General features: G+C 70.3%; 17 protein-coding genes and 1 tRNA gene. 17 read left to right on the plus strand and 1 reads right to left on the minus strand.

The annotated features are described in order from the left end of the window. The first annotated feature begins 93 nt into the window (after positions 1-93). From plsX to ACO2Q3_RS07260, 12 genes are all read left to right on the plus strand, one after another. Positions 94-1,197 carry a phosphate acyltransferase PlsX gene (gene plsX / locus ACO2Q3_RS07205; protein ID WP_423305880.1) on the plus strand — a complete coding sequence of 368 codons (1,104 nt, stop codon included), beginning with the start codon at positions 94-96 and terminating at the stop codon, positions 1,195-1,197. A gap of 5 nt (positions 1,198-1,202) precedes the next feature. Continuing rightward, on the plus strand, positions 1,203-2,174 hold the full coding sequence (locus ACO2Q3_RS07210; RefSeq protein ID WP_423305881.1) for a beta-ketoacyl-ACP synthase III: 972 nt from the start codon (positions 1,203-1,205) through the stop codon (positions 2,172-2,174). A 90-nt stretch (positions 2,175-2,264) separates the two neighbouring features. Next, positions 2,265-2,567: an integration host factor subunit alpha gene (locus ACO2Q3_RS07215; RefSeq protein WP_423305882.1), complete on the plus strand. Its 303-nt coding sequence runs from the start codon at positions 2,265-2,267 to the stop codon at positions 2,565-2,567. A gap of 12 nt (positions 2,568-2,579) precedes the next feature. Continuing rightward, positions 2,580-3,014, plus strand: coding sequence for a MerR family transcriptional regulator (locus ACO2Q3_RS07220; protein ID WP_423305883.1), 435 nt, complete (start codon positions 2,580-2,582; stop codon positions 3,012-3,014). A gap of 94 nt (positions 3,015-3,108) precedes the next feature. Next, positions 3,109-3,185 (plus strand) — tRNA-Pro (locus ACO2Q3_RS07225). 93 nt (positions 3,186-3,278) lie between these two features. Next, complete coding sequence (locus tag ACO2Q3_RS07230; RefSeq protein ID WP_423305884.1) at positions 3,279-4,316, plus strand: COX15/CtaA family protein; 1,038 nt, start codon at positions 3,279-3,281, stop codon at positions 4,314-4,316. A 164-nt stretch (positions 4,317-4,480) separates the two neighbouring features. Beyond that, a complete protein-coding gene (gene rplM / locus ACO2Q3_RS07235; RefSeq protein WP_423305885.1) occupies positions 4,481-4,957 on the plus strand; it encodes a 50S ribosomal protein L13 in 477 nt (158 codons plus the stop codon). Positions 4,958-4,960: 3 nt separating this feature from the next. After that, complete coding sequence (gene rpsI / locus ACO2Q3_RS07240) at positions 4,961-5,437, plus strand: 30S ribosomal protein S9 (RefSeq protein ID WP_423305886.1); 477 nt, start codon at positions 4,961-4,963, stop codon at positions 5,435-5,437. A gap of 217 nt (positions 5,438-5,654) precedes the next feature. After that, positions 5,655-6,638, plus strand: coding sequence for an N-acetyl-gamma-glutamyl-phosphate reductase (argC, locus tag ACO2Q3_RS07245; RefSeq protein WP_423305887.1), 984 nt, complete (start codon positions 5,655-5,657; stop codon positions 6,636-6,638). Then, positions 6,635-7,099 carry a GNAT family N-acetyltransferase gene (locus ACO2Q3_RS07250; protein WP_423305888.1) on the plus strand — a complete coding sequence of 155 codons (465 nt, stop codon included), beginning with the start codon at positions 6,635-6,637 and terminating at the stop codon, positions 7,097-7,099. The genes argC and ACO2Q3_RS07250 overlap by 4 nt, the downstream gene beginning before the upstream one ends. A gap of 39 nt (positions 7,100-7,138) precedes the next feature. Continuing rightward, positions 7,139-7,660 (plus strand): peptide-methionine (R)-S-oxide reductase MsrB, encoded by a 522-nt coding sequence (gene msrB, locus ACO2Q3_RS07255; protein WP_423305889.1) that lies wholly within the window; start codon positions 7,139-7,141, stop codon positions 7,658-7,660. A 28-nt stretch (positions 7,661-7,688) separates the two neighbouring features. Continuing rightward, the gene (locus tag ACO2Q3_RS07260) at positions 7,689-8,222 is read left to right on the plus strand and encodes a hypothetical protein (RefSeq protein WP_423305890.1); all 534 of its coding nucleotides are present in this window, start codon (positions 7,689-7,691) and stop codon (positions 8,220-8,222) included. A gap of 16 nt (positions 8,223-8,238) precedes the next feature. Here the strand turns inward: ACO2Q3_RS07260 and phaC are convergent, their stop codons facing one another. Beyond that, complete coding sequence (gene phaC, locus ACO2Q3_RS07265) at positions 8,239-9,993, minus strand: class I poly(R)-hydroxyalkanoic acid synthase (protein WP_423306922.1); 1,755 nt, start codon at positions 9,991-9,993, stop codon at positions 8,239-8,241. Between the two features lie 595 nt (positions 9,994-10,588). On the opposite strand from phaC, the gene ACO2Q3_RS07270 reads away from it, so the two are divergent. The 5 genes from ACO2Q3_RS07270 (at position 10,589) to recJ (ending at position 16,630) form a co-directional block, all read left to right on the plus strand. Then, positions 10,589-11,020, plus strand: coding sequence for a hypothetical protein (locus ACO2Q3_RS07270; RefSeq protein WP_423305891.1), 432 nt, complete (start codon positions 10,589-10,591; stop codon positions 11,018-11,020). A gap of 110 nt (positions 11,021-11,130) precedes the next feature. Beyond that, the gene (locus tag ACO2Q3_RS07275) at positions 11,131-12,351 is read left to right on the plus strand and encodes an LL-diaminopimelate aminotransferase (RefSeq protein ID WP_423305892.1); all 1,221 of its coding nucleotides are present in this window, start codon (positions 11,131-11,133) and stop codon (positions 12,349-12,351) included. Between the two features lie 63 nt (positions 12,352-12,414). Continuing rightward, the gene (locus ACO2Q3_RS07280; protein WP_423305893.1) at positions 12,415-13,713 is read left to right on the plus strand and encodes a homoserine dehydrogenase; all 1,299 of its coding nucleotides are present in this window, start codon (positions 12,415-12,417) and stop codon (positions 13,711-13,713) included. Between the two features lie 42 nt (positions 13,714-13,755). Continuing rightward, positions 13,756-14,709: a class II fructose-bisphosphatase gene (gene glpX / locus ACO2Q3_RS07285; protein WP_423305894.1), complete on the plus strand. Its 954-nt coding sequence runs from the start codon at positions 13,756-13,758 to the stop codon at positions 14,707-14,709. A gap of 121 nt (positions 14,710-14,830) precedes the next feature. Then, positions 14,831-16,630, plus strand: coding sequence for a single-stranded-DNA-specific exonuclease RecJ (gene recJ / locus ACO2Q3_RS07290; RefSeq protein ID WP_423305895.1), 1,800 nt, complete (start codon positions 14,831-14,833; stop codon positions 16,628-16,630). Positions 16,631-16,691 lie beyond the last annotated feature (61 nt).

The raw sequence follows: 16,691 nt of genomic DNA on the forward strand, positions 1-16,691 counted from the left end.
CGCCGGCAGGCGCGACTTGCATCGCGCGGTCCCGGCTGTATCGTCCGGCCGACTTGTCTCGGCGGGACGCCGCAAGGAGTTCGCATCGCCGCCGTGCCTGATCCTCTTGTGATCTCCATCGACGCCATGGGCGGTGACCACGGTCCTCCCGTGGTGGTGCCGGGCGTGGCGCGCGCGATCAGCCAGCTGGGCGTCGACGCCCGGTTCCTGCTGCACGGCGACGAAGCCGCCCTGACCGCCGCCATCGCCCGCCTGCCCGCCCTGCAGGGCCGGGTGGAGGTCCGCCATTCCGAGCGGGTGGTGGCCAATGACGACAAGCCCGCCCAGGCGATGCGCCGCGGCAAGGGCACGTCGATGTGGAACGCCGTCGAATCGGTGAAGGCGGGCGAGGCGCACGCGGCCGTCTCGTCCGGCAACACCGGCGCCCTGATGGCCATATCCCTGCTGCAGCTGCGGATGATCGGCGAGATGGAGCGGCCGGCGCTGGTGGCCAGCTGGCCCACCTCGCGCGGCATCACCGCGGTGCTGGACGTGGGCGCCAACATCGACTGCGACGCCGAGCGGCTGGTGGAGTTCGCCATCCTCGGCGCCGCCTATCACCGCGCGGTGCACGGCTCGGCCCACCCCACCGTCGGCGTGCTGAACGTCGGCTCGGAGGAGGGCAAGGGCCACGAGGAGGTCAAGGGCGCCAACCGCCTGCTGCGCGCCACCCAGTTCGACATGGACTATCGCGGCTTCGTCGAGGGCGACGACATCGCCAAGGGGACCGTCGACGTGATCGTCACCGACGGCTTCACCGGCAACGTGGCCCTGAAGACCGCGGAAGGTCTGGCGCGGTTCTTCTCCACCGAGCTGCGTGCGGCGATCGGCGGCAGCCTGATGGGCAAGATCGGCGCCTTCATCGCCCAGGGCGCCCTGCGCCGTCTGCGCGATCGGCTCGATCCCGGCGGCGGCGGGCCTTTCCTGGGGCTCAACGGGATTGTAGTCAAAAGCCACGGGGGCGCGGACGCCCGCGGATTCGCCGCCGCCATCCGGCTGGCGGCCGACCTGGCCAAGAGCGATTTCGCCGCCGAGATCGATCGCAACCTCAAGCGGCTGACGGCCGCCGCCGGGGCGACTGAAGAACCTGGGGCCGGCGCGGCGGCCGCCCCGACGGACACGGCTCAAGGCGAGCCTGGGGAAAGATCGAACGCGTGAGTGGCATGCTGCGTAGTGTCGTGACCGGCGTCGGGGGCTATCTGCCGACGGAGGTGGTCACCAACGATGATCTGGCGAAGGTCGTCGACACCAGCGACGAGTGGATCAGGGAACGCACCGGCATCCGCCGGCGCTATCGCGCGCCTGAGGGCGTCAGCACCTCCGACCTGGCGGTCGAGGCGGCGAAGCAGGCGCTGCAGCGCGCCGGGCGTTCGCCCTCGGAGATCGACCTGATCGTGGTCGCGACCACCACCGCCGACCTGACGTTTCCGGCTGTCGCGACCATGGTGCAGCGCAAGCTGGGGTGCCCGGTGGGCATCGCCTTCGACGTGCAGGCGGTGTGTTCGGGCTTCGTCTACGCCCTGGCGGTCGTGGACGGCTTCGTCGCCCGCGGGCAGGCGAAGTGCGCCCTGGTGATCGGCGCCGAGACCATGACCCGGCTGATGGACTGGACCGATCGCGGCACCTGCGTGCTGTTCGGCGACGGCGCCGGGGCGGTGGTCGTCGAGCCCGGCGAAGGGCAGGGGACGCCGGCCGACCGCGGCCTGCTGGGCTTTTCCCTGCGCGCCGACGGCGCCAAGCAGGATCTGCTGTATGTCGACGGCGGCCCGTCCAGCACCGGCACCGTCGGCAAGCTGCGCATGCAGGGCAATCAGGTGTTCCGCCACGCGGTGGTGAACATCTCCGAGGCGATCCTGCTGGCCGCCAAGGCCGCCGGGGTCGAGGTGGCCGACATCGACTGGTTCATCCCGCACCAGGCCAACCAGCGCATCCTGGAAGGTGTGGCGCGCCGCGTGGGAATCGATGAGAAGCGGGTGATCTCGACGGTGGCCGATCACGCCAACACCTCCGCCGCCTCCATTCCCCTGGCCTGGGCCGAGGGGGTGGCGGACGGCCGGATCAAGCCGGGCGACCTGCTGCTGATCGAGGCGATGGGCGGCGGCCTGACCTGGGGCGCCGCGGTCATCCGTCTTTAGGCTGCATTTCATAGGGCGGCCTGAAGTCTTTGACTTGACGTGGAAATTGCGCCGTCTACGGTGACGGCGTTGGGGAATATGGGGGCTCCCATGAAGGGGCAGACATTGACGCGGGCGGACCTTACCGAGGCTGTCCACGATGAAGTGGGCCTGACGCGGCAGGACTGCGCCGCCCTGGTGGAGCGCACGCTCGGGCTGATGACCGAGGCCCTCGAACGCGGGGCGACGGTCAAGCTTTCGGGCTTCGGCGTGTTCCAGGTGCGGGCCAAGCGCGAGCGCGTCGGGCGCAATCCCAAGACGGGCGAGGCGGCCGCCATCGATCCGCGCCGGGTGATCGGCTTCCGGGCCAGCCAGGTGATGAAGGCGCGTATCGACCGGGCCTTGGCGGGATAGAAGGAGCCGCCGGTGGCCAAGGGCCCGGAGGCGTTCCGCACTATTTCCGAGGCCTCAGACGAACTGGGCGTTCCCCAACACGTCCTTCGCTTCTGGGAGACCAAATTCTCGTTCATCCGGCCCATGAAGCGGGCCGGCGGCCGGCGGTTCTACCGGCCCCAGGACCTGCAGGTGCTCGCGGCGGTGCGCCGGCTGCTGCACGTCGAAGGCTACACCATCAAGGGCGTGCAGAAGCTGCACAAGGAGCACGGGCTGCGCCGCCTGATCGACGCGCCGGAGGGCGCGGTCGCGCCGCCGCCGTTGCTGCCGGCCATCGACGAGGATCTGTTCGCGCCGCTCTCACGCCCGGACCTGACCCCCGAGGCCCGCCAGCGCCTGCAGGTCGCCCTGCAGGATCTGGAAGCCGCCCGCGCAAGGATCGATCACCTGTTGAAGGGCGGAGCGTAGCGGGCGGTTTCGCCGCATCCGTCACCGGCGAACATCGCCCCGCAATTGCCATTGCTCCCCCGGGGCGCCGTCACTATAAGGGCGCTCCCTGCATCGGAGCGTAGCGCAGCCTGGTAGCGCACTTGACTGGGGGTCAAGGGGTCGTGGGTTCGAATCCCGCCGCTCCGACCATTTCCGCCTCGCGGCGGCGGGTCGCAGGTTCTGAAGGATCGGCCTTTCCCCACGGGCCGCATGAGTGAAGACGGCGAGCAAGATCCGGCCGCAATGACCTCCTTCCTGAAAGACGGCCGCTCGCGGCCGGTTGCGCTCTGGCTGTTCGCCACCGCCTTCCTGGTGTTCGCCATGGTGGTGGTCGGCGGCGCGACGCGGCTGACCGGCTCTGGCCTGTCGATCACCCAGTGGAAGCCGGTGACCGGCGCCCTGCCGCCACTCAGCGAGCATGCCTGGCAGGAGAACTTCCGCCTCTACCAGGCCACCCCGCAGTATCGGCTGATCAACCGGGGCATGAGCCTCGGCGACTTCAAGTTCATCTACTGGTGGGAGTGGAGCCACCGGCTGCTCGGGCGCCTGCTCGGCGCCGTGTTCGCGGTTCCCTTCGTCGTGTTCCTGGCGTTGCGGCGGCTGCCGGCCCGGCTGGTCTGGCGGTGCGTGGTGCTGTTCGCCCTCGGCGGACTGCAGGGCCTGGTTGGCTGGTGGATGGTCAAGAGCGGGCTGGAGGCGCGGGTGACCGTCGCGCCCGAGCGCCTGGCGACCCATCTGGGCCTGGCGCTGATCCTGTTCTGCGCCCTAGTCTGGACCGGGCTGGAGGCCTGGAGCGGGCAGGCGCGGGTGGGCGGCCGGCGTCAGGACGGCTGGTCGATCGCCGGCGCCGCGCTGATGGCCGCCGTCTATGTCCAGTGCCTGCTGGGCGCGCTGGTCGCCGGCAACCAGGCCGGGCTGGTGGACAACGACTGGCCGCTGATGAACGGCCGGGTGTTTCCTGACGACTACGCCGGCGCCGGCGCGTGGCAGACCTTCGCCCACAGCCAGGCCGCCGTGCAGTTCAACCATCGCCTGATGGCCTATGCGGTGCTGGTCGCCGCCGGGCTGCTGGCGGTGCGGGCGATCCGCGCCCGCTACCTCTCCGGCACGCTGCGCTCTCTTTTCGCCGGCCTGCTGCTGGCGGTGCTGTTCCAGGCCAGCCTGGGGATCGCCACCCTGATGACCGGCGTGCCCCTGTGGCTGGCCATCCTGCACCAGGCGGGGGCCGTGCTGGTGCTGACGGTGTCGGTGATCCTGGCCTGGCGGGCGCGCAGGGCGTGATGCGGTACCATTTTACCGTTACCCGCTAACCCTTGATTCCCAAGGGGTTGTGACGAATTGTACGCGCGGGATGCTTGACAGGCGCCGGCGGTCCCTGTACCTGCCGCGCCTCACGCCGGTGACGTTCCGCAAGGGGCGATAGCCCGCTGTCCAACGGATTGAACATGAACACCAAGACCACGGCTTCCCTGAAGCCCGCGGATGTCGAGAAGAAGTGGATCGTCGTCGACGCGCAGGACGCCGTCGTCGGCCGTCTGGCCAGCTTCATCGCCATGCGCCTGCGCGGCAAGCACCGCCCGGACTACACCCCGAACGTCGACTGCGGCGACACCGTCGTCGTGATCAACGCCGACAAGGTGAAGTTCACCGGCCGCAAGCTGGACCAGAAGACCTACTACTGGCACACCGGCTATCCGGGCGGCATCAAGGAACGCAAGGCGGGCGCCATCCTCAGCGGCCGCTTCCCCGAGCGGATCCTGGAGAAGGCCGTCGAGCGCATGCTGCCCAAGGAAAGCCCCCTGGCGCGCAAGCAGCTGACCCACCTGAAGATCTACAACAGCGGCGAACATCCGCACGAAGCGCAGAACCCGGAAGTCATCGACTTCAAGGGCCTGAACGCCAAGAACATCCGGAGCCAGTAAGCCATGAGCGACACTCACGGTCTCGAGGCTCTGCAGAGCCTGTCGTCCAACCCCGTCCAGGCCGCGGTCGTCCGCGAGCCGCAGATCGACAAGCAAGGCCGCGCCTATGCCACCGGCAAGCGCAAGAACGCCGTCGCGCGCGTCTGGATCAAGCCGGGCAAGGGCAAGATCACCATCAATGGCCGCGACCAGGAGATCTACTTCGCCCGTCCGGTGCTGCGCATGATGATCGCCCAGCCGCTGCAGGTGGCTGACCGTCTCGGCCAGTTCGACGTCGACGTGACGGTCGTGGGCTCGGGCCTGTCCGGCCAGGCCGGCGCCGTGCGCCACGGTATCTCCAAGGCCCTGACCTACTACGAGCCGGGCCTGCGCCCGCTGCTCAAGCCGCACGGCTTCCTGACCCGCGACAGCCGCGTGGTCGAGCGCAAGAAGTACGGCAAGGCCAAGGCCCGACGCAGCTTCCAGTTCTCGAAGCGCTAATCGCGCACGAAAACTCGTGCTTGCGGAAAGGCGCTTCGGGCAACCGAGGCGCCTTTCTTCTTTTTTCTCCTCCCCTCTTTGGGGGAGGGGGACCACGAAGTGGTGGAGGGGGCTCCAGCTTGACGCCGGCGCCGGCGCTCCGCCGGAGCCCCCTTCGGCCCTCCGGGCCACTTCCCCCAAGGGGGGAAGAGACGCATTCTCGACACGCTCTGGAGCTGTGACCATGGCCCCCAAGGTTTTCATCGACGGCGAAGCCGGCACCACCGGCCTGCAGATCCGCCAGCGGCTGGAGGGCCGGCGCGACCTGCAGCTGCTGTCGATCGATCCGGCGCTGCGCAAGGACGCCTCGGCCCGGCGCGACATGCTGAACGGCGCCGACGCGGTGATCCTGTGCCTGCCGGACGACGCCGCCCGCGAGGCGGTGTCGCTGATCGAGAGCAACACCGTGCGGGTGATCGACGCCTCCACCGCCCACCGGGTCGCTCCAGGCTGGACCTACGGCTTTCCGGAGATGAGCCGGACCCAGCGCCAGGCGGTGGCCACATCGACCCGGGTCTCCAATCCGGGCTGCTATCCCACCGGCTTCATCGCCCTGGTGCGGCCGCTGGTGCAGGACGAGCTGCTGCCGAAGACCTGGCCGGTGACGGTGAACGCCATCTCCGGCTATTCCGGCGGCGGCAAGGGGATGATCGCGGAGTTCGAGGACAAGGCGTCGGAGGCCTACACCGAGGTCCCGTACCGCATCTATGCGATGGGCATGGAGCACAAGCACGTGCCGGAGATGCAGGCCTATGGCCTGCTGCAGCACAAGCCGCTGTTCGCGCCGGCGGTGGGCCGCTACGCCCAGGGCATGATCGTCGAGGTGCCGCTGCAGCTGAAGGCGCTGCCGGTGGCGCCGCGGATCAAGGAGATCCACGCCGCGCTCTGCCAGGCCTATCGCGACGAGCCGTTCATCGAGGTCGCCTCGCTGGCGGAATCGGCCAGTCTGAAGACCCTGGCGCCGGAAGGCCTGAACGGCACCAACCGCATGAAGCTGTTCGTGTTCGGCTCCGACGACGCCGGCCAGGCGCGCCTGGTGGCCCTGCTCGACAACCTTGGCAAGGGGGCGTCCGGCGCGGCGGTGCAGAACATGAACCTGATGCTGGGCCTGCCGGAGGCCGCCGGGCTTCAGGGCGCCAGTCTTGAGGCCGCCGGGCGTTGATCCTGCGCCGCGCCGGGCTCTACGACATGGACGCCCTGGCGCGGCTCTACCGCGACACCGTCCGCCGCGCCCTGCCGTTCCTGCCGGAACTGCACACGCCGGACGAGGACCGCGCCTTCTTCCGCGGCACTCTGTTTGACGATTTCGACGTCTGGGTGGCCGAGCACGACCAGCGGTTCCTGGGCTACATCGCCTTCCGCGCCGGCTTCATCAACCACCTGTTCGTGGCGGCCGACCAGCTGGGCCGCGGCCTCGGCGTCCAGCTGCTGGACCTGGCCAAGGCGGAGTATGCCGAACTGGCCCTGTGGACCTTCCAGGAGAACGCGCGCGCCCGCGCCTTCTACGAGAAGCACGGCTTCACCGCCGAGCGCCTGACCGACGGCCAGGACAACGAAGAGCGCATGCCGGACGTCTACTATGTGTGGCGTCGGCCGGTCTCCGGCGCGGGGCGTGTAACCTGAGGACGGTCTCGCCCGTATAAGGGCTGGAGGTCCCCGCCCATGTCCCACCGTTCCCCCGCCGTCCCGGCCCCAACCCGCTTCAGCCCCGACCGTCGGTTCGTGCTGCTGGCGGCCAGTGCGCTCGCCGCCTGCGCGCCGGCCGCCGTCGCCGGCCCGGATCGCTATGCCGCCTCGCCGTTCCGCAGGTTCAGCGCCGCCGACTGGAAAGGCCGCCTGCCGCCGGCCTCGTTCGACGTGCTGCGCCAGGAAGGCACCGAGCGTCCGTTCTCCAGCCCGCTCAACGACGAGCACCGCAAGGGGACCTTCGCCTGCCTCGCCTGCGGCCTGCCGCTGTTCCGCTCGCAGTGGAAGTTCGACAGCGGCACCGGCTGGCCCAGCTTCTACACCGCCCTGCCGGGCGCCCTGGCCAAGAAGACCGACCTGAAGCTCGGCGTGCCGCGCACGGAATACCACTGCGCCCAGTGCCTGGGGCACCAGGGCCACGTGTTCGACGACGGCCCGGCCCCCACCGGCCTGCGCTACTGCAACAACGGCGTCGCCCTGAAATTCATCCCGGCCTAAACTCGCCCACGCCATGGGAGGGCGGGGAATGAGGATCGTGCTGGGCCTGATGCTGGCCATGCTGGCGACGACGCCCGCGCTGGCGGCCAGGGGGCGTCCGGCACACGCGGCCGGAGTCACCAAGGGAGTCGCCAACGCCGCCCTGGCGGCGGCGGCCCGCACGACGCCGGTGGCCGCCATCGACTACGATCTGAAGCGCTGCGACCCGCGCACCGTCGAGCAGTGGCTCAAGGCCCTGGTGGGCGCCAACGCCCGCTCGATCGCCTGGAGCGGCGGACCCTGCACCGTGGTGGGGCCGGGCATCGATTCCGGCAGCGACTGGTGCGCCGACGCGGTCATCACCCTGGCGCACCCGAAGAACCGCAGCGACCGGCCGATGATCGAGGTGTTCTTCGAGGCGCCGAAAGCCGGCCGCCCCGGCGCCGCCTACGCCTTTCGCGGCGTGATGCAGGCGGCGGACGGCGAGGACGTCAGCCGCTTCCGCGACGGCTTCGAGGCCGACTGGACTTCGCGCTTCCCGGCGCCCGAGGGCGCGATCGTGGATTGCGCGGAGGGGCAATAGCGGCCGGCGGCGCCCCTCAGCCGGCGTCCGAGCGCACCTTCACGAAGCTGCCCGGCGCATCCTCGATCGGCTTCAGCGGGCCCTTCGCCGGGTCGCGGGCGGGGACCTGCTTGCCGGAGCGGGCCTTCAGCCACTCCGCCCAGTGCGGCCACCAGGAGCCCGGGTGCTCCACCGCGCCGGCGATCCATTCGTCGACGGTGGCGGGCAGGGCGCTGTTGGTCCAGTGCTGGTATTTCTTGGCCGCGGGCGCGTTGATCACCCCGGCGATGTGGCCGGAGCCGGCCATGGTGAAGGTCACCGGCCCGCCGAACAGCTTGGCGCCCTTGTAGACCGAACGCAGCGGCGCGATGTGGTCCTCCTTGGAGGACTGCACGTAGATCGGCGTCTTCACGTCCTTCAGGTTCAGCTTCACGCCGTCCAGCACCAGCTCGCCCTTGGCCAGGGCGTTCTCGCCGTAGAACTTGCGCAGGTAGAACAGGTGCAGGGTCTTGGGCATGCGCGTCTGGTCGGCGTTCCAGAACAGCAGGTCGAAGGGCTTGGGCTCCTTGCCCATCAGGTAGTTGGAGACGAAGAACGACCAGATCAGGTCGTTCGAGCGCAAGGCGTTGAAGGTGTCGGCCATGGTCTGGCCGGGCAGCACGCCGCCGCCGGCGTCCATCTTGGTCTCCAGGTCCTTCAGCCAGTCTTCGTTGGTGAAGATCAGCAGGTCGCCGGCCTCGGTGAAGTCCTGCTGGGCGGCGAAGAAGGTGGCCGAGGCCACCCGCGTGTCGCCCTTGGCGGCCATGTGGGCGAGGGCGCAGGACAGCAAGGTGCCGCCGATGCAGTAGCCGACGGTGTTCACCGTCTTGACCCCGGCCTGCTTCGTCACCGCATCGATGGCCGCGTAGATGCCGTCGTGCAGGTAGTCTTCCATGGTCTTGGTGGCCAGCCGCTGGTCCGGGTTCACCCAGGAGGTGACGAACACCGTGACGCCCTGGCTGGACAGCCAGCGGATCATCGAGTTCTCGGGCCGCAGGTCCATGATGTAGAACTTGTTGATCCACGGCGGGAAGATCAGCAGCGGGATCTCGCACACCGTCTCGGTGGTCGGATCGAACTGCAGGATCTGGATGATCTCGTTCTGGAAGATCACCTTGCCCGGCGCCGTGGCGACGTTCTCGCCCACCTTGAACTGGGCGAAGTCGGTCTGGCTGATCGACAGCTGGCCGCCGCCGCGCTCCAGGTCGGCGGCGAAGTTGGCCATCCCGCGGGCGATGCTCTCGCCGCGGGTCTCCATCGCCTCGCGCAGCGCCGCCGGATTGGACAGCAGGAAGTTCGACGGCGACATGGCGTCGGTCAGCATCCGGGTGAAGAACTCCACCCGTCGCTTGGTCATCGGCTCGACGCCGTCCACGCCGCCGACCAGGTTGTTCAGCCAGTCGGAGGTGATCAGGTAGGACTGCTTGATGACGTCGAACAGGGGATTGTTCGACCAGTCCGGATCGAGGAAGCGCTTGTCGCCCTTGGGCGGCGCCGCCACCGGCTCGGCCGAATCCCCGGCGGCGCGCTGGGCCGTGGCGCGCCACAGTTCCATGTAGCGGTTGAAGAGGTCGGCCTGGGCCCGCATCATCCGGTCGGGCTCGGCCGCCAGCCGCCCCATCACCTCGTTGAGCGCCGGCGCCACGTGGAACGGGTCGGGGCTGAGCGCCGCCGGCCGGTCGGCCTGGCGCAGGGCCGCCTCGGCGATCGCGCCCTGGGCGGTCAGCGCCGCGCGCGCCAGGTTCAGGCTCATCCGCTCCAGCGCCTCGCGCTGCTCGGGGGTGACGAAACGGTTCAAGGCCTCGGCGGGGGAGGGCGGCGGCGCAGCCTGCGGTCCGGCGCTGGGGGGCGGCTCGGCGGCGCGGGGCGCGGGTTGGGGCCGGGGCTCCGGCGCTGGCTTGGCGGCCGCCGCCGCCTTCGCGGCCGGCTTGGCGGGCGCCTTGGCCGGACGCGTGGTCAGGGCCTCGGCGGCGCGCGTCGCCTTAGAGGCGACCTTCACCGCTGCAGGCCTGGCGGGCGCAGGCTTGGCGGCGACCTTCGCCGGCCCAGCATTGCCGGCCCTGACCTTGGCCGCCTTCACCTTGGCCGCGTTCGCCTTGGGCGGCGCAGCTTCGGCGACGGCCTTGGTCCTGGCCTTCGGCTCGGCCGCAGGCTTCGGCTTGGGCGCGGCTTTCTCGGCAGCGGCCTTGGCCTTCGTCGTCGCGGCTTTCGCCATCCTGGTTCTCCCTGTGGGGCGAACCCTTGCGCCCCTTCGTTCGTCCAAGGCGCAAACCCTTGCGCCCTTTCGTTATGGCGCATCATGGCCTATGACCTTGCGTCTAATGAAAGCCCTCGCGCGCGAATTTTCAATGACGCGAAGCCTCTGCCTCGGGGCGGTGGCCACGCTGCTCGCCTTGCCGGCGGTGGCGGCGACGGCGTGCGGACCGGCCCAGGCCGCCAGCGCGACGCCCGCGCCCGGGCTGGCCCCGGACATCGTCGCGGCCGCGCAGCGCCCACAGGGCTTTCCAAGCTTCTGCTCCATCCCGAAGATGCCGACCGACGTCCGCGGCGTGGCCGAATGGAAGGCCGCGGTGCTGGATATCCGCCAGTCCGGGGCGGCGCTGCAGCGCCAGACGGCGCCCGGGACCTGGAGCCTGGACGGCTCGACCTCCGGCTTCGCCGCCGAATCACGCGGCGAGGCCGAGGCGCCGCCGCCGATGACTCCGGCCACGCCGGACGACACCGCCGCCTTCGCCCGGCAGCTGAAGGACCGAGCTACGCCGCCTCCGCGGCCGCGCTAAGCGGCTCCGGGGGCGAAATCTGCCTTAAGCTGGCTTGGAAGAGGTCCCGTCGGGGTCTATCCATGCCCCAATTCCAGCTCCCAACAGCCGCATCTGGCGGCCGAGCCATCATGACTCCCGAATTCCACCGTATCCGCCGCCTGCCGCCCTACGTGTTCGAGCAGGTGAACCGCATCAAGGCCCGCCTGCGCAGCGAGGGCGTCGACATCATCGACTTCGGCATGGGCAATCCCGACATGCCGACGCCGAAGCATATCGTCGACAAGCTGATCGAGACGGCGCGCGACCCGAAGTCCGGCCGCTATTCGGCCTCCAAGGGCATCCCTGGCCTGCGCCGGGCCATGGCCGCCTACTACGACCGCCGCTTCGGCGTGAAGCTGAACCCGGACACCGAGGTGATCGCCACCATGGGGTCCAAGGAAGGCTTCGCCAACCTGGCCCAGGCGCTCACCGCCCCCGGCGACGTGATCATCTGCCCCAACCCGGCCTATCCGATCCACGCCTACGGCTTCATCATGGCCGGCGGGGTGATCCGCCACGTGCCGGCGCTCTCGCCGGAGGAATACCTGGCCGGCGTCTCCCGCGCGGTGCGCAATTCCGCGCCGCCGCCCAGCGTGCTGATCGTCAGCTATCCGTCCAACCCGCAGGCGCAGTGGGTGGACCTGGAGTTCTACAAGGACGCCGTGGCGCTGGCGAAGAAGCACGACATGCTGGTGCTGTCCGACATCGCCTATTCGGAGATCTATTTCGACGACAACCCGCCGCCGTCGATCCTGCAGGTGGAGGGGGCCAAGGACATCGCCGTCGAGGTCAACTCCCTGTCCAAGACCTACGCCATGGCCGGCTGGCGCGTGGGGATGGTGGTGGGCAACGAGCGGATGTGCTCGGCCCTGGCGCGGGTGAAGTCCTACCTCGACTACGGGGCCTTCACCCCGATCCAGGTGGCGGCCACCGCGGCCCTGAACGGGCCGCAGGACTGCATCGACGAGATCCGCGCCACCTACAAGTCGCGCCGCGACACCCTGGTCAGCGCCATGGCGCGGGCCGGCTGGGACATCCCCTCGCCGCCGGCGTCGATGTTCGCCTGGGCGCCGCTGCCCGAGCAGTACCGCGAGGCCGGCTCCATGCTGTTCTCCAAGCTGCTGATCGAAGAGGCGGGCGTCGCCGTCTCCCCGGGGGTCGCCTTCGGCGAGCACGGCGAGGGCTATGTGCGCATCGGCCTGGTGGAGAACGAGCATCGCATCCGTCAGGCGGCCCGCAGCGTGAAGAAGTTCCTCGATCAGTCGGGGCAGATTCTCTCGAAGGTCCGCGACCAGATACCGGTGGAATAGGGGGTCAGGCAGCCACTTGGGGGCTCCCCGTGGCGGGCAATGCCGGGTAAGGCTGCGCCCGTCATGACTTCACCGAAATCAGAATGGCGCGTCGGCGTCGCAGGACTGGGCACCGTCGGGGCGGGACTGCTGAACTTCCTCTCCGAGCGGCCGGGCTTCGCCCCGGCCGGCGGATCGGCCCGGGTGAGCGGCGTCTCGGCGCGCTCACGCTCGCGGCCCCGCCCGTTCGACATCTCCAGCCTGCCGTGGTTCGACGATCCGGTGGCGCTGGCCGCCTCGGACGAGACCGACATCTTCGTCGAGCTGATCGGCGGTTCCGACGGCCCGGCCAAGGCCGCGGTCGAGACGGCGCTGAAGGCCGGCAAGCCGGTGGTCACCGCCAACAAGGCGCTGATCGCCGAGCACGGCGCTGAACTGGCCGCCCTCGCCGAATCGAAGGGCGTGCCGCTGCTGTTCGAAGCCGCCGTGATGGGCGGCACGCCGGCCGTGAAGATGCTGCGCGAGGCCATGGTCGGCGACGAGGTCGTGGCCGTGGCCGGCATTCTCAACGGCACCTGCAACTACATCCTCACCGAGATGGAGGCCGGCGGCCGCTCGTTCGCCGACGTGCTGGCCGAGGCCCAGCGCCTGGGCTACGCCGAGGCCGATCCGACCATGGACGTCGGCGGCTTCGACGCGGCGCACAAGATCACCATCCTGGCCGCCCTGGCGTTCGGCTGCGCGCCGACCTTCGGCGCCGCGGAGATCGAGGGCGTCGACAAGATCGAGCTGCTCGACATCCGCCTGGCCAAGGACCTCGGCTATCGCATCAAGCTGGTGGCCTCGACCGCCCGCTCGGACGACGGCGGCGTGTCGGTGCGCGTGCACCCGGCGCTGGCGCCGCTGGATCATCCGCTGGCGCGCGCCGGCGGGGCGCTGAACGCCCTGTTCATCGAGGGCCGGCGCATCGGCCGCATCTTCATCCAGGGACCGGGCGCGGGCGCGGGCCCCACGGCCGCCGCCGTGGCCGCCGACATCGCCGACGTGATGACCGGCGCGCAGCGACCGGTGTTCCAGAAGCCGGCCGGCGCGCTGAAGCCGTTCACCCCGGTGGACGCCGCCCACACCCTCGGCCGGGCCTATCTGCGTCTGCTGGTGCAGGACGTGCCCGGGGTGATCGCCTCGGTGTCCGAGACCCTGGCCGAGGCGGGCGTCTCCATCGACAGCTTCCTGCAGAAGCCGGTGGAGGGCGAGGCGGGCGTGCCGATTGTGCTGACCACCCACGCCGTCGCCGAATCGGTGATGGCCGAGGCGGTGCGCCGCATCGCGGCCCTGCCGACCCTGCTGCAGCCGCCGCGATTGATCCGCATCGCGCGCATCTGAGAATCCCCCGACACTAACGCCTACGCGGCCGGAGACCGTTCAATGAGTTCTGGAAATTTGGATCGCAGCCTGGTGATGGAAGCGGTCCGGGTGACCGAGGCCGCCGCCATCGCCGCCTGGCGCCTGGCTGGCCGCGGCGATGAGAAGGCTGCCGACCAGGCCGCGGTCGACGCCATGCGCACCGCGCTCAACGAGCTGGCCATCGAGGGCGTGATCGTCATCGGCGAGGGCGAACGCGACGAGGCGCCCATGCTCTACATCGGTGAAAAGGTGGGGCAGGGCGGCGGCCCGCGCATCGACATCGCGCTGGACCCGCTGGAAGGCACCACGCTGACGGCCAAGGCCATGGCCAACGCCCTGGCGGTGATGGCCTGGGCGCCCGCGGGCACGCTGCTGAACGCCCCCGACACCTATATGGACAAGATCGCCTGCGGACCGGGCCTGCCGGCCGGGGTGATCGACCTCAACAAGAGCCCGGCGGACAACGTCGCCGCCATCGCCAAGGCCAAGGGCGTCGATGCGAGCGAGGTCACGGTCTGCGTGCTGGACCGGCCGCGCCATGCCGACATCATCGCCAGCCTGCGCCAGGTGGGCGCGCGCGTGCACCTGATCACCGACGGCGACGTGGCCGGGGTGATCAACACCGCCGATCCGGACACCGGCGTCGACCTCTATCTCGGCCAGGGCGGGGCGCCGGAGGGCGTGCTGGCCTGCGCGGCGCTGAAGTGCGTCGGCGGGCAGTTCCAGGGCCGGCTGGTGTTCCGCAACGCCGACGAGCGCGCCCGCGCCGAGCGCTGGGGCATCACCGACCTCGACAAGATCTATGACCTGTCCGAGATCGTCCGCGCCGACGCCATCTTCGTCGCCACCGGCGTGACCAACGGCGCCCTGCTGCAGGGCGTGAAGTTCGAGAAGGGCTTCGTGCACACCGACAGCCTGGTGATGAACTCCTCGACCCACACCGTGCGCCAGGTGCGCATGAAGCGCGCGCTGTAGGCCATGCAACCGCCGGGACGTCCGCATCTGACGTACGGCGGGGTTAGCCTTCTCCCGCATGGGACGAAGGCTCAGGGGAACAAGGCTCAGGGGATCAAGGCTCAGGGGGGCGCTGGGGGCCATGGCTGACGGTTCCCTGGCGAGCGCCGGCTATCTGGGCGTCACCCGCTCGCTGAGCGGACGGCGCTGGCGCGAGCGCCCGTCGGATCCGGGGGTGGTGCGCGCCCACCAGCAGCGGCTGGGCCTCTCCGAACCGCTGGCGCGGGCGCTGGCGTCGCGCGGGGTGGCGGCCGACGACGGCGGCGACTTCCTGCGCCCGACGCTGAAGGCGCTGTTTCCCGACCCGTCCAGCTTCGCCGACATGGACCGCGCGGCGGCCCGGCTAGTGAACGCCCTGGTCGACGACGCGCCGACGGTGGTGTTCGCCGACTACGACGTGGACGGCGCCTCCAGCGCCGCGCAGCTGATCCGCTGGTTCCGCACCCTGGGCAAGGAACTGCCCGTCTATGTTCCCGACCGCATGACCGAGGGCTACGGCCCGAGCCCGGCCGCGTTCCGGCGGCTGCATGCCGAGGGCGCGCGGCTGGTGGTGACGGTGGACTGCGGGGCGGCGGCGCACGACGCCATCGAGACCGCCGCCGAGATCGGCCTGGAGCTGGTGGTCATCGACCATCACCTGATGCGCGACACCATCCCGGCCATCGCCGCCCTGGTGAACCCCAACCGGCCCGACTGCCGTTCGGGGCAGGGGGTGCTGGCGGCCGCCGGCGTCACCTTCGTGCTGCTGGCGGCGCTGAACCGCGAGGCGCGGGCCAGGGGCCTGTTCCAGGACCGTCCGGAGCCCGACCTGCGCCAGTGGCTGGACCTGGCGGCGCTGGGCGCCATCTGCGACGTCACCCAGCTGGTCGGCTTCAACCGCGCTCTGGCCACCCAGGGGCTCAAGGTGATGTCGGCCTTCGCCAATCCCGGCCTGGCGGCGCTGATGCAGGTGGCGGGCGCCAAGGGACCGGCGGAGGTGTTCACCGCGGGCTTCGTGCTGGGGCCGCGCATCAACGCCGGCGGACGCATCGGCCGCTCGGACCTCGGCGCGCGGCTGCTGTCCACCGACGACCCGGCCGAAGCCCTGGCCCTGGCCGAGGAGCTCAACGCCCTCAACGCCGAGCGCAAGGACGTGGAGAAGCGCATCCACGACGAGGCGATCGCCGCCATCGAGAGCGCCAGCAACTTTGATCCCGAGGCGCCGGCGATCGTCGTCGCCGGCGAGGACTGGCACCCGGGCGTGGTGGGCATCGTCGCCAGCCGCCTGCGCGAGCGCTATCGCCGGCCGGTGATCGTCATCGGCCTCGACCGCGCCGCCGACATCGGCAAGGGCTCCGGCCGCTCGCAGGCCGGGGTGAACCTCGGCCGCGCCGTGCAGGCCGCCTTCGACGAAGGCCTGATCCTGGCCGGCGGCGGCCACGCCATGGCGGCCGGCCTGACCCTCCGGCCCTCGGCCCTGCCCGAGTTCCGCGAATTCCTGTGCCGCCGCCTGGCCGCCGAGATGACTGTCGCCGCGGAAGCCGACGCGGTGGAGATCGACGCCCTGACCGCGCCGGGCGCCGCCAAGGGCATGCTGACCGAGTTCCAGACGCTGGCGCCGTTCGGCCCGGGCAATCCGGAACCGACCGTGGCGCTGGCCGATGTGCGGCCGGACCGGCCGATGGCGCTGCGCGGCGGTCACGTTCGCGTGGATTTGATCGACGCCGCCGGCCATCGCCTGAAGGCCGTGGCCTGGCGCTCGGCCGACACGGCGCTGGGCCAGCGCCTGCTGGGCGGCGGCGGATCGGTGCACGTGGCCGGCAAGCTGAAGCTGGATGACTGGAAGGGCCGCGACGGCGTGGAAATCGACATCGAAGATGTCGCGGACCCCAGACAAATATAAGGTTCAAAGCCCCCTTGCATCGTCGGACCTCGGCGGATATATCCGCCGCTCTCGCCTGACC

Origin of the sequence: Caulobacter sp. KR2-114, assembly GCF_049446115.1 — a bacterium.
GTDB lineage: Bacteria > Pseudomonadota > Alphaproteobacteria > Caulobacterales > Caulobacteraceae > Acaudatibacter.